Raw genomic sequence first — 12,619 nt, 5'->3', positions numbered from 1 at the left:
TGACGCGCCGTCCGGAGGTTTCGTTGGTCACTCGCCGATGTAGTAGTCGGCGAACGCCTCCGTGGCCAGGTACTGCGGTTCGCCGTCCGACGCCGGGTCGAGCTCCGTGAAGGCGAAGAGGGTGTAGCCGCCGTCCGGCAACCCCTCCGCGGGATCGGTGAGGCAGGTCGTGTCCGGCTCGACGGGGACGACGACGGAGGTGTCGCCCCCGGCGTCGACCCGGAGGTCCTCCGCCGGCTCCGACCAGACGTCCCGGCCCACCCCGACCACCCGGCCCGCGCTGAGCCAGACCAGGGTGACGGGCGTGCGGGTGGTGTCGACGGCCTTGCCGGCGGTCTCCTCGAACGTGGCCGTCACCTCGGTGGGGGTGAGGGACCCGCCGCTGGTGTCCGCCGAGAGCCGCAGGTTCCCGCGCTCCGCGGGCACGTGCGGGCCCTGCGGGATGTCCGACGCGTGGGCGCCGCACGCCAGGCGGGTGCCCTCCAGCCACCCGGGCTGGTAACCGTCACGGATGTCGACCGTCAGCGGCTCCTCGGCAGGTACGTCGACCTCCGGCACCTCCAGGGTGACGGGCTCGCTGACGGCCATCCCGCTCGTCCCGTCGCCGTCGGCCCACGGCATGACCGCGTAGACGTCGTAGGTGCCGGCCGGGCGCGGCTCCAGGAAGGTCTCCGAGATCATGCCCACCGTCCAGTCGCCGCACGCCGTGGCCGCGGCCGCCTCGGCGACGTCGTCCTGCGACTCTCCGGCGCCGGGCAGCGGGTAACCGCCCTCGTGCCAGCCCGCCCCGAGGTCGACCACCTGGCCGTTCTGGGCGAAGACCAGCATGGGGTAACCGCCGTCCATCGCCGGACCCTCGGCGTCGGTGCGGGTGATGCGGACCTGCGCGGTGAGCCCGTACCCGTCGACCGTCAGGTCGCCGGTCAGCTCCAGCTCCACCGTGTCGGAGGTGGACGTCAGCTCCGTGACCTCCATGCCGCAGCGGTACTGGGGGCCCTGGTCGGTCCACTGCATCGGCGCCCAGCCACCGACGGCCGCGTTCGACACCTCCGGGCTCTGGGTGGCCGGAACCACCGGCTCGGACAGGAGCCGCGACGGCCCCCCCAGCGCCGCCATCGCCAGCAGGCCAGCCAGTACCAGCGAGGCACCACCCAGCGCGCCCACCTTCACCGCGCGCCGGCGGCGCACCAGGCCCGAGACCACGTCCAGCCGCTCGTCCAGCGCCGTGTCCATCTCCGGCACGGTGATCTCCGCGAGCGAGCCGCGCAGCACCTCCATCGCGTTGGACAGGTGCCGCTTGATCGTCCCCTGGCTCGTGCCGAGGGTCTGCGCGATCTGCGGCACCGTCATGTCCTCGAAGAACCGCAGCACCACCGACTCGCGCTGCCGTGGCGAGAGCTGGGCCAGCGCCACCGCGACGTCGACCCGTGCCGTCGCGACACGCTCCGCCGCGGGCGCGCGGTCCTCGTCGGCCAGGAGGTGCTTGATGCCCGTCCAGCTCGACTGCCGTCGGTAGCCGTCCAGGTAGATGGTCAGCATCGCCCGGCGCACGTACGCCTCCGCGTTCGTCAGCCGGGGCTGGTCCAGGTCCACGACCTGCCCGCCGTCGTCCGCCATGCCGCGCGGGCGGCGCAGACGCGAGAACACCTTCACGAGTGCGTCCTGCACCAGGTCCTCGGCCTGCGTCCGGTCCCGGCACAAGGTGTACCCGTACCCGACCAGCGCGCGGCCGCGCCGCGCCATGAGCTCCTCGAGCTCGCTCTCCCACTGCGCCATCGGTGACGCCCCCTCTCGCTTTCATCCTCCCTGACGGGCGGGAACGCGAGAACGATGATGGCGATGCGCGGGCAGTTCGCGGAACCTCATGGGCGCGGCCCAACCTCTGTGCACTCCGGATCGAGCCCGACGTCCACGAACGAGCACCACTCGTCGTCGCCTTCGTAGAAGGTCGACCAGGTCGGCCCCTCCCGCATGTGGTCCTGGATGTTGAGCTGCCAGCCCGAGTACTTCCCGGCGGGACGATCGACGGCGGCCTGCTCCGCGCTGACGACACCAGCATCGACCGCCTCCTGCCACGCGGCCTCGTTCTTGGTGAAGGTGGCCACCCGGGGCCAGGTCGAGGACTCGCTGTCGTCCCGGTTGACCGGCTGGGTCCCGGTCAGGAGCCGCGCGACCGTCGCATAGGGCGTCTTGCCCCCGGACTCCGGGAGCGCGAAGACCTCGTTGACGAGCAGGTCGTCCTGCTCAGGTGTCGGCGCGGTATCAAGATTCACGCCGGCCAGCTCCACGACCAGCCGTTCGTCACAGGTCGTGACCGCCTCCAACAGCCGTGCGGCCGCGGCCCGCACCCCGTCCGTGACGCCCGGCGCGACCAGCTCCCGCCCGGCGTACGCGGCGCCGCTGCAGTCGGTGGACGCCGCCGGGTAGTCCGGCGCCGGCGCCACGCCGCTGTCCAGGTCGACGGTGACCGGGTCGCTGACGAGCAGGCGCTTCGCGTCCTCCTCCGGGTCGTCAGCCCGAACGGGATCGCCGACGATCGCGATCAGCTCGTACCGCCCGCCGGCGCGCTCGTTGTCGTAGTAGCTGTCCATGGCGGATTCTCCTTCCACCAGGGTCTCCGCGCGGCAGGTCGACGCGTTGTCGGCGGACGCGGACCCGGTCCAGGTGCCGTGGTCGACCAGTGCCCCGGGTGCCTCGACATTGGCCGCCTCCCGCCAGTAGCTCGGCAGGTCGACGATCCGGCCCTCGTGCGCCCAGACGATCAGCGGATAGGTCATCGAGTTGAAGTCACCGTCGAACACGCCCTCCGGTACCTCGCCCGAGACCGTGACCGGCAGGCTCCAGAACGTCTGGGTGCCCTGCGGGTCGGGCACCAGGTCGCCGCTGATCTCGACGTCGAAGGTGCCCGTGTCCATCGCCAGGAGCTCCTCGACGGGCATGCCGCAGTAGACGCCTGTGCCGGCCGACCACTGGACCGGCACGTACCCCGGCGTGTACTCGATCCTGTCCTCCGCGGGCAGCGGCTCCGACCGGATCCACGGTTTGACCGCGAACGCGCTCAGGGCCAGCACCACGGCCAGGACCATCGACACTCCCGCCACCGCAGCCACCTTCGTCACCCGGCGCCGGCGCGTCGCGCCCACCACGGTGCCCACCCGATCGTCCAGATCGGTGTCCATGGCGGGCACCGAGACCTCGGCGAGCGCCTGGCGCAGCACCGCCGTCGCGTCGAACAGGTGCCGCTTGACCGTGCCCTGGTTCAGGCCGAGTGCCGTGGCGATCTGCGGGATCGTCATGTCCTCGAAGTAGCGCAGCGCCACCACCTCGCGCTGCCGCGGGGACAAGCGGGCGAGGGCCACGCCCACGTCGACCCGAGCGGTGGCGACCCGGTCCGCGCCGGGCGTGTGCTCGTCGTCGGCCAGGAGGTGCTTGAACCCGGCGAAGTGGCTCCGCCTGCGGTACCCGTCCAGGTAGATCGTCAGCATGGCACGACGCACGTACCCCTCGGCGTTGGTCGGCTCCGGCTGGTCCAGGTCGACCTGCGTCTGCCCGACCACCGACGGCGGACGGCGCAGCCGCGAGTACACCTTGACCAGCGCGTCCTGCACCAGGTCCTCGGCCTGCGCCTTGTCCCGCGTGAGCGAGTACCCGTACCCCACCAGCGCACCACCGCGCCGCACCACGAGCTCCGCGAGCTCTTCCTCCCACCGCGCCATGCCAGCGCTCCTCTCGTCCTGCTGCCCGTAACGGACGGAGGACGCAGAAGGTTGAGTCCGGACCGCCGAGCTGTCAGAACCTACGCCGGGCCGCCAGCAGGACGGTGGTGTGGTCCACCGTGAACGTGCCGTCGACCACGGCCTCGTCGTGGGACAGGACGGACCGGACGCCGTCCAGGACCGCGTGCTGCACCGCCTCAGGCAGTCGAGCGAAGCCGCCCGACGTCGGGACCTGGTCGAGCCACTCGTCCACGCCGTACCTGCGCTGCCACGCGTACCGCCAGCGCTCCGGACCGGCGAACCCGCCCGCCTCCTCCAGGCCCGACCCGGCACGGTCGAGCATCACCTCATACCCGTCGGCGGCCGTACGCCCCGGGGCGTACATGGCTGCCCCCGGGGTGCCCGCCAGCGCACCGGAGTACAGCTCGTGCATCGCCGCACGGAGGGTGGGCGGCAGGTCAGCGGCGTGCCAGAACACGGCCAGCACGCCGCCCTCGCGCAGCACCCGGGCAGCCTGGACGGCTCCGGCGACGGGATCCACCCAGTGCCACGTCATGCCCGACACGACGGCATCGAACGTGCGACCCGCGGGATCCCACTCCTCGAACCGCGCCACCTCGACGGCCAGGTCCCGCGCCCGGGCCACGGCGGCCATGCGCGCGTCGGCCTCGACGCCCAGCACCTCCGCTCCGGCGGCGCGGAACGGCAGGGCGGACAGCCCCGTGCCGATCCCCACGTCCAGCAGCCGGACGCCGGCTGCGCCGGGCACGGCGGCATCCTGACGATCGGGAGCACCAGGAGCGGCGCGCTCACCCAGCCGGCCGCCGTCGTGGGCCAGGTACCGGAGGACCGCGTCGGCGACCGGCCGCTGCGTGACCGGGCGCGTGCGGTCGTAGCGTTCGGCGTCGGCGCCGAAGCCTTCGGCCGCACCACGGTGCAGGTGGGCGGTGCTGACGCCGTCGGGCACTCTTGAAGTGGGCATGCGCCCACGCTAGTGGGCACATGCCCACTCAGGCAACATTGCTACGGCCCGAACGGTCGCGGACCATCCCCGCGACCCGCGCACGGCCGGAACAGGAGGAGGCGCCCGTGCCCACCGGAGTCGCGCTCGACGACCCCCGCGCCCAGCTCGTGGCCGCCGCGGAACGGCTGCTCGCCAGGGGCGGCGCCACGGCGCTGACGAGCCGCGCCGTGACGGACGAGGCCGGCGTCGCCAAGGGCGTGCTGCACCGCCACTTCGCCGACTTCGACGACTTCCTCGCCGCGCTCGTGCGCACCCGCATCCAGCGCGCCGACGAGGTCGGCGAACGACTGGTCGCCGCCGCGGGCTCCCGCACGGTGGTCGGCAACGTGTCGGGGTACCTGGCCGCCACGCTCGACGACGTCGCGCTCGCCGTCGTCGCGCTCGTCACCGCCCGCGACGAGCTGCGCCGGCGGCTGCGCGAGACGTCGCCCGAGGGTCTGCCGTTGCTCGTGGAGATCACGCGGGCGCTGACGACCTACCTGACGGCCGAGCAGTCGTACGGGCGCGTGGCCCCGACCCCCGAGCCCCGCTACCTCGCGATGACGGTCGTGGGCACGGGGCACCTGATGTTCGCCGGCGAGCTGGGCGCGCTGCCCGACGAGGCCGCGGTGCGCGAGGTGGTCGAGTCCGTCCTGGTGGGGGCGCTGCGGTCACCGGACCGATGAGTTCCGCCGACCCGGGTGGTCCGCACCCCATGAGCACCTACCGCGTCGAGACACGCCCCGAGACCCCCACGGCCGGCATCACGGACACCGTGCCGATGACCGAGATCGCGAGGATCGCGGACCGCATCCCCGAGATCGCCGGCTGGCTCGCCGAGCGCGGCTCGCACCCCGCCGGCGCCCCGTACTTCCGGTACCACGTGATCGACATGGCCGCCGACCTCGTCGTCGAGGTCGGCTTCCCGGTGCCCGACGGCGCCGCGCTCACCTCCGCGGGCGACGTCGCCGTGAGCACGATCCCGGCCGGTCACTACGTGACGACCGTCCATCACGGCCACCCCGACGGCCTGGTCGACGCCACCGGCGCCCTGCTGCGGTGGGCGGCCGCGGAGGGGCTCACGTTCGACCGGCGCGACACCGACTCGGGCGACGCGTGGGCGGGCCGGTTCGAGTTCTACCTCACCGACCCCGCGGAGCAGCCGGACATGGCGCAGTGGGACACGGAGCTCGCCTTCAAGCTGGCCGACTGATTCCGCGGGCGGCCGGTCCCCTTCGAGACCCGACTTTCTCCGCTTTGAACGGCCGCAAAGCGAAGAAACTTAGGCCTCGAAGGGGAGCGCGCAGGTTCAGCGACCGTCAGGCCAGCTCGATGCGGTAGCCCCGCTTGACCACCGTGCGGATCAGGTCGCGGCGGCCCGCCGCCTCACGCAGCCGCGCGATCGCGACCTCGGCGGCGTGGGTGTCCTGCGAGTCGCCCGGCAGCGCGGCGAGCACCTCCTCACGCGGCACGACGTCGCCCTCCGCCGCCGCGAGCAGCCGCAGCACCGCGACGCCTGTCGGGGACAGCGGCAGCACCTTGCCGTCGAGCACCGCCACGCGGGCCCGGATCACCAACGACCCGGCGACCGTGCTCAGTGCCACGGACTCGATGTGCTCGTAGTGCCCCACCAGTGCGCGCACGAGCGCGCCGAGCCGCCCGCGCTCGGGCTGCAGCGGCACGATCCCGCGGTGCTCCAGCGGCTTGGCCGTCACCGGCCCCACGGCGGCGGCGACCGTGCCGCCGTCGGCGAACCGTGCGCGGACCCGGTCGACCAGGCCCTCCGCCTCGACGGCCTGCAGCCAGGCCTCGGCGCCCGGAGCGGACGTGAAGACCACGGCGTCGATCTCGCCGTCGGCCACCGCGTGCGCGGAGTCGCGGACCGCCGTCGGGTCCGGTGCGGGGCCCCAGCGGTAGACGACGAGGCTCGCGACCTGCGCGCCGGCCTTCTCGAACACGTCGTCCAGCCCGTCGGCGCCCGCGCCGTGGTGCTGGATCGCGATGCGCAGCCCCTGCACACCCTCGCTGAGCAGCACCTCCGCCACCTCGGCGGACGTCTCCGACTCGGCCACCCAGTCGGCCTGCAGACCGGCGGCCTGGATCGCGCCGCGAGCCTTGGGCCCGCGCGCGACGAGCCGTATCCCGGTGAGCATGCCGAGGAGCGGCTCGGCGAGCCCGTGCGCGTCGGCGGCCTCGATCCAGGCGCGGAACCCGATCCCGGTCGTCACCACAAGGACGTCGGGCGGCGCGGCGACGATTGCCCGGGTCGCGGCGATCAGCGTCTCGTCGTCGACGTGCGGGATCATGCTGAGGGCGGGCGCGTGCCGGATCGTGGCGCCGCGCCGCTCCAGGGCGGCGGCGAGCTCGGAAGCCCGGCGCTCGGCCGTGACGAGCACGGTCGCACCGGCCATGACCTGGCCCAGCGTCGGGTGGGCGGCCTGGGCGTGGGCGGGCGCTGCGACGTCAGACACCGGCACCTGCCAGACGTCGCTCACTCGTGCCCTCCAGAAGCCCAGCCGCGGCCACGTGGCCGATGACGACGACCGCGGGCGACCGGACACCACGGGCCGCCGCCACGTCGGCCGCCTCGTCGAGACGGGCCCGCGTGACACGCTGCTCCGGCGTGGAACCGTTCTCCACCATCGCCACGGGAGTCCCGGGATCCGCGCCTGCGGCCAGGCACTGCGCCACGATCGCGCCGAGGGACCGCACCCCCATCAGTACGACAAGCGTAGCCGTGCCGTCGCGCACGCAGGAGAGTGCGGCGCCGTCGAGCGGCCCGGACGTGTCAGACGCACGGTTCCCTGGGGTGATCTGTGCGTCTGACACGTCAGGGGGCGAGGCGCAGTGGCCCGAGACCACGTGGAAGCCCGTGGTGACCCCGCGGTGGGTGAGCGGGATCCCGGCCAGGCCCGGCACGGCGACGGCGGAGGTGACACCCGGGACCACCTCGACCGGCACGCCGGCGGCGGCGCACGCGAGCACCTCCTCGCCGCCGCGGCCCAGCACGAACGGGTCGCCGCCCTTGAGCCGTACCACGTGGGCGCCCGCCAGCGCGTGCTCCACGATCAGCTCGTTGATGCGTTCCTGCGGCACGGGGTGCCGGCCGGGCTCCTTGCCGACGTCGACCACGCGGACGTGCGGCGGGAGCTCGGCGAGGATCTCGACGGGGCCGAGCCGGTCGGCCACCACGACGTCGGCCGCCTGCAGCGCGCGCCAGGCCCGCACGGTCAGCAGGTCGGGCGCCCCGGGCCCGCCCCCGACCAGCGTCACGCGCCCGGTCACGGGAGGCCCACGTGGATCACGCCGTCGCGGACCTCGACCGGGTAGGTCACCAGGTCCGCGGGGAGGTCGTCCTTCGGGGTCTTGTCGGCCAGGACCAGGCACGCGCCCGTGGCCAGGGAGAACACCTGCTTGTACACCGGCGCAGCCACCGTGGGCTCGCCGCCGCGGGTGCCGACGATCCCGCGCGACATCACGTTGGCCGCCGAGAACGGGTCCAGGTTCTGCACGGCGTACACCCGCCCGGCGTGGCCGCCGTAGGCGGCGTCGTCGGGCAGGCGGAAGAGGGCGACCTGGACGTCCCCGAAGAGCGCCGCCGCGCCCCGCTCGGGGAACAGGTCGGTGAGCAGGCAGGCCCGCTCCCAACGGCTCGGGGCGGTCGGCTCCCCAGCCACCCGGGTCTCCGCCAGCTCGTTGACGCTCATGCTCGTACCTCCAGCTTCGGGCCTGCGATGACGACGCCGGACGCGCGCTCGGCCGACGTCGCCGGACGGCGCTGGCCGCGCTCGGTCACATAGGCCAGCGACGGGTCGGCGTCGTTGGGGGCGTTGACGAACGAGGAGAACCGGCGCAGCTTCTCCGGGTCCTCCAGCACGGCCTTCCACTCGTCCTCGTAGTTCTCGACGTGGCGGGCCATCGCGGCGTCCAGGTCGGCGCAGATGCCGAGCGAGTCCTCCATGATCACCTCGCGCACGCCGTCCAGGCCGCCGTCGACCTCCTCGATCCACGGCGCGGTGCGCTGCAGCCGGTCGGCCGTGCGCACGTAGTACATGAGGAACCGGTCGATGGTGCGCAGGAGCTCCTGCGACGTCAGGTCCTCCGCGAGCAGCTTCGCGTGCCGCGGCGTCTGACCGCCGTTGCCGCCCACGTAGATGTTCCAGCCCTTGTCCGTGGCGATGACGCCCACGTCCTTGCCGCGCGCCTCGGCGCACTCGCGGGCGCAGCCGGACACGCCCATCTTGAGCTTGTGGGGCGAGCGCAGGCCGCGGTAGCGCAGCTCCAGCTCGACGGCCATGCCCACGGAGTCCTGCACGCCGTACCGGCACCACGTGGAACCGACGCACGACTTCACGGTGCGCAGCGACTTGCCGTAGGCGTGCCCGGACTCGAAGCCGGCGTCGACCAGCCGGCGCCAGATGTCCGGGAGCTGCTCCACGCGGGCGCCGAACATGTCGATGCGCTGGCCGCCCGTGATCTTCGTGTAGAGCCCGAAGTCGCGCGCGACCTCGCCCACCACGATGAGCCCCTCCGGCGTGACCTCGCCGCCGGGCATCCGGGGCACCACCGAGTAGGTGCCGTCCTTCTGCAGGTTGGCGAGCATGTGGTCGTTGGTGTCCTGGAGCGTCGACTGCTCGCCGGCCAGGATGTGCCCGTTGCCGAGGCTCGCCAGGACGGACGCTACGACGGGCTTGCAGATGTCGCAGCCGCGGCCCTTCGCGGTGGCGGCCGCGCCGTCCGCCGTCGTGCCGCTCCCGAACCGGGCCACGATGTCGCTGAACGAGTGCAGGTCGGCGACCCGGACGGCGTCGAAGAGCTGGGCGCGGGACATCTCGAAGTGCTCGCACAGGGCCGTGCTGACCTCGATGCCCGCGCGCTCCAGCTCGGTGTCCACGAGCTTCTTGACCAGCGGCAGGCAGGCGCCGCAGGTGGTGCCGGCCCGGGTGCAGGCCTTCACGCCCGGCACGTCGGTGCACTGGTGCTCGGTGACGGCGCCGCGGATGGTGCCCGCCGAGACACTGTTGCAGGAGCAGACGTTGGCGTCGTCCGGCAGCTCCAGGCCCGGGGCGGAGCCGCCGCCCTCCGGGAGCAGGAACGCGCTCGGGTCGTCGCCGGGCAGCTCCGCCCCGAGCATGGGGCGCAGGCTGGCGTAGGGTCCGGCGTCGCCCACGAAGACGCCGCCCAGGAGGGTGCGGGCGTCGTCGGACAGGACGAGCTTCTTGTAGACGCCGGCCACGGGGTCGGCCCAGACCACCTCGACGGCGTCCTCGGTGCGGGCGTGCGCGTCGCCGAACGACGCGACGTCGACACCGGAGAGCTTGAGCTTGGTCGCGGTGTCGGCCCCGGGGAACTCGGCCAGGCCGCCGAGCAGCCGGTCCACGACCACCTCGGCCATCGTGTTGCCGGGCGCCACCAGGCCGAGGCAGCGTCCCTCGATGCAGGCGACCTCCCCGACGGCCCAGACGTGCGGGTCCTCGGTGCGGCAGGTCAGGTCGACGACGACGCCGCCGCGCTCGCCGATCGGCAGCCCGGCCGCCCGGCCGAGCTCGTCCCGGGGGCGCACGCCGGTGGCGACCACGACGACGTCGACGTCGAGCCGCCCGCCGTCGGCGAAGTCCAGGCGGCCCACGTGGCCGGTACGCCGGTGGGGCTTCATCTGGCTGGTCGCGGTCTCCGCGCGGACGCCGATGCCCTTGCCGTTGATCAGGCGCTTCAGCGCGTGGCCGCCGCCGAGGTCGACCTGGACACCCATGAGGTGGGTGCCGAACTCGATCACGGTGGCCTGCGCGTCCAGCGCGGTCAGGGCCCCGGCGGCCTCCAGGCCCAGCAGGCCACCGCCGATGACGGCGCCGCGGACCGGCTTGCCCTCGGGGTAGCTCCGGCGCTTCTCCTCGACCCAGCCGCGCAGGGCCGCGACGTCGTCGATGGTGCGGTAGACGAAGACGCCGGGGAGGTCGTTCCCGGGGATGGGCGGCATCGCGGCGCTGGAACCCGTGGCGAGCACCAGCTCGCCGTAGCGGTGCACGTGGCCGAGGCGGTCGGTGACCGTCTTCGCCGCGCGGTCGATCGACTCGATCTTGCGGTCGGTGTGCAGGGTGACGAGCGGGTCCGCCCACAGGGCCGGGTCGCCCAGGGCGATGCCCTCGGGGCCCTCGTCGAACCAGCGGGTCAGGCCCACGCGGTCGTAGGGCGCGCGGGGCTCTTCCGCGAAGACGGTGACGTGGTAGCGACCGGCGTCGTCCCGGGCGCGCAGCGCCTCGACGAGCCGCTGCGCGACCATGCCACCGCCGATCACCACAAGGTGCTGAGGATTGCCGGAATTGACCATGTCTTGACCGTAGGTCGCGGGTTTTTCGCGCTGGTGCGCCCTCGGTTACCCGAGCCGAACATCTTCCTCACAGGGCCGATCGCGGCCCGGTGAGCGGGTAGGGATCAGTTCCACTGGGCAAGCAGCTCATCCGGACCGAGCACAACCGCTTCGGACGCACGGACCTGGTCGTCGACACCGTTCCGGCTGACGACCACGAGGCCGGTGCTCTCCGTCGCGCCAGGCACCTGAGCCCGGTGAGCGATGAGCTCCCCGAGCTCCCTGACGCCGAACGGCTTGGTGGTCCACTTGATCGAGCCCACGCCGTAGACGCTCTTCGCGACAGGCTCCTTGTCTGCCAGAACGAGGTCGACCTCAACGCTGTTGGTGCGGTTCCAGAAACCCCCGACCGACATCGACCCGTCCACAGGCACCGGCAGTTCCGCATGTCGCATCAGGGCGATCGACTCCCGGACGACCGGTTCGATGGCACGACCTCGCCACCGCGTCCACTCGTCACGGACCCGGTGGAGGACGCGGTCACCTCGGCCTCGTTCGATCTCGGCGAGGTGAGGACCGAGAAAGTGGAGCCAGAACAACAGGTACGGATCGACGATCCGGTACCTCGTGTCGGTCGACGTCCTGAGCGAGAGCGGCCGCTCGGACACCACCACGCGCTTCGTCTTGAGCAGATCGAGAGACCGGGTCAGGGAGGTCGCCCTCAGGTCGCCGGCCTTCGAGCCGATCTCGGTGAACCGGCGTTGACCCTGGCCGATCACCTCGAGCACTCGGCGAGCCTGCACGTCACCCGGAAACTCAGCAGCGAGCGACCTTTCGGCACTCACCAGGAGCGACGACGTCGGATGCGTGAGCGCCTCCTCGAGGTAGGCCCACAGGCCCTGGCCCTTGCCCCAGTCCCGGCAGATCAGAGGGAGACCGCCACTCACGAGATAGGCATCGAACGCGTCCCCGGGCGAGAGCGAGAGCATTTGCCCTACCTCGGTCGGCGAGAGCGGAGGAACAACCATCTCGGTCGCCCTCTGATGGAAGGGCCGGTCGTAGTCGTTGAGCGCCTCCATCATCGCCAGGTCAGAACCGATCCCGATGAGCAGCACGGGACGCCTGCTGAGCTCACGGTCGAAATGCCTCTGGAGCACACCCTCGAAGCCGTCGTCGGCTGCCGTGACGTACGGCAGTTCATCCAGCACCACGATTGCGGGGCCCTCGGTCGGGAGCGCTGCGACGAGGAGTCGAAGGGCGTTGTCCCAGCTCGACGGCGGATCACCAGCGAACAGCTCCGCTCCAGGCAGGGTTGAGGCGACAGCGTCCTGGGCGAAGGCCGCGAGGTCATCACGCACCGAGCGGCCAGCCGCCGTGAAGAACATACTGGGGAGCCCCGCCTTGTGAATGAACTCCTCGACGAGACGCGACTTCCCCACCCGGCGTCGACCACGGATGAGTACGGCCCGACCGGGTCGATCCGTCCCGTTCGCCACCTGGTTGAGCAGGTGCTGCAGCTCCGCGGTCTGCCGTCTCCGCTCGACGTACTCCGACATCTCGACTCCTATTACTATCTTGAAAGATACTATCCCC

At 72.5% G+C, this 12,619-nt stretch carries 10 protein-coding genes; 2 read left to right on the top strand and 8 right to left on the bottom strand.

From position 1 onward, the window contains the following. Positions 1-27: 27 nt before the first annotated feature. From QRN56_RS24285 to QRN56_RS24275, 3 genes are all read right to left on the bottom strand, one after another. Positions 28-1,776 (bottom strand): RNA polymerase sigma factor, encoded by a 1,749-nt coding sequence (locus tag QRN56_RS24285; protein ID WP_285107642.1) that lies wholly within the window; start codon positions 1,774-1,776, stop codon positions 28-30. Positions 1,777-1,862: 86 nt separating this feature from the next. Then, a complete protein-coding gene (locus QRN56_RS24280; protein WP_285107640.1) occupies positions 1,863-3,716 on the bottom strand; it encodes an RNA polymerase sigma factor in 1,854 nt (617 codons plus the stop codon). Positions 3,717-3,789: 73 nt separating this feature from the next. Further along, positions 3,790-4,698, bottom strand: coding sequence for a class I SAM-dependent methyltransferase (locus tag QRN56_RS24275; protein WP_285107638.1), 909 nt, complete (start codon positions 4,696-4,698; stop codon positions 3,790-3,792). Positions 4,699-4,805: 107 nt separating this feature from the next. Here QRN56_RS24275 and QRN56_RS24270 point away from each other — a divergent pair, with 107 nt between their 5' ends. Together QRN56_RS24270 and QRN56_RS24265 are read left to right on the top strand one after the other, a co-directional pair. Beyond that, positions 4,806-5,405 (top strand): TetR/AcrR family transcriptional regulator, encoded by a 600-nt coding sequence (locus QRN56_RS24270; protein ID WP_285107636.1) that lies wholly within the window; start codon positions 4,806-4,808, stop codon positions 5,403-5,405. Positions 5,406-5,434: 29 nt separating this feature from the next. After that, positions 5,435-5,932 (top strand): GyrI-like domain-containing protein, encoded by a 498-nt coding sequence (locus tag QRN56_RS24265; protein WP_285107635.1) that lies wholly within the window; start codon positions 5,435-5,437, stop codon positions 5,930-5,932. Between the two features lie 106 nt (positions 5,933-6,038). Here the strand turns inward: QRN56_RS24265 and QRN56_RS24260 are convergent, their stop codons facing one another. The 5 genes from QRN56_RS24260 to QRN56_RS24240 form a co-directional block, all read right to left on the bottom strand. After that, a complete protein-coding gene (locus QRN56_RS24260; RefSeq protein ID WP_285107707.1) occupies positions 6,039-7,130 on the bottom strand; it encodes a uroporphyrinogen-III synthase in 1,092 nt (363 codons plus the stop codon). 52 nt (positions 7,131-7,182) lie between these two features. Beyond that, the gene (gene cobA, locus QRN56_RS24255) at positions 7,183-8,004 is read right to left on the bottom strand and encodes a uroporphyrinogen-III C-methyltransferase (protein ID WP_350224607.1); all 822 of its coding nucleotides are present in this window, start codon (positions 8,002-8,004) and stop codon (positions 7,183-7,185) included. Then, positions 8,001-8,426 (bottom strand): nitrite reductase small subunit NirD, encoded by a 426-nt coding sequence (gene nirD / locus QRN56_RS24250; RefSeq protein WP_285107633.1) that lies wholly within the window; start codon positions 8,424-8,426, stop codon positions 8,001-8,003. The genes cobA and nirD overlap by 4 nt, the downstream gene beginning before the upstream one ends. After that, positions 8,423-11,047, bottom strand: coding sequence for a nitrite reductase large subunit NirB (nirB, locus tag QRN56_RS24245; RefSeq protein ID WP_285107631.1), 2,625 nt, complete (start codon positions 11,045-11,047; stop codon positions 8,423-8,425). Before nirB ends, nirD begins: the two co-directional genes overlap by 4 nt. 104 nt (positions 11,048-11,151) lie before the next feature. Further along, a complete protein-coding gene (locus QRN56_RS24240) occupies positions 11,152-12,582 on the bottom strand; it encodes an ATP-binding protein (protein WP_285107630.1) in 1,431 nt (476 codons plus the stop codon). Positions 12,583-12,619 lie beyond the last annotated feature (37 nt).

The sequence above is a fragment of the Promicromonospora sp. MEB111 genome, assembly GCF_030209445.1.
Classification (GTDB): Bacteria; Actinomycetota; Actinomycetes; order Actinomycetales; family Cellulomonadaceae; genus Promicromonospora.
Note: the sequence above shows the minus strand (reverse complement) of the source record. Positions and strands in the feature narration are given on the sequence as shown.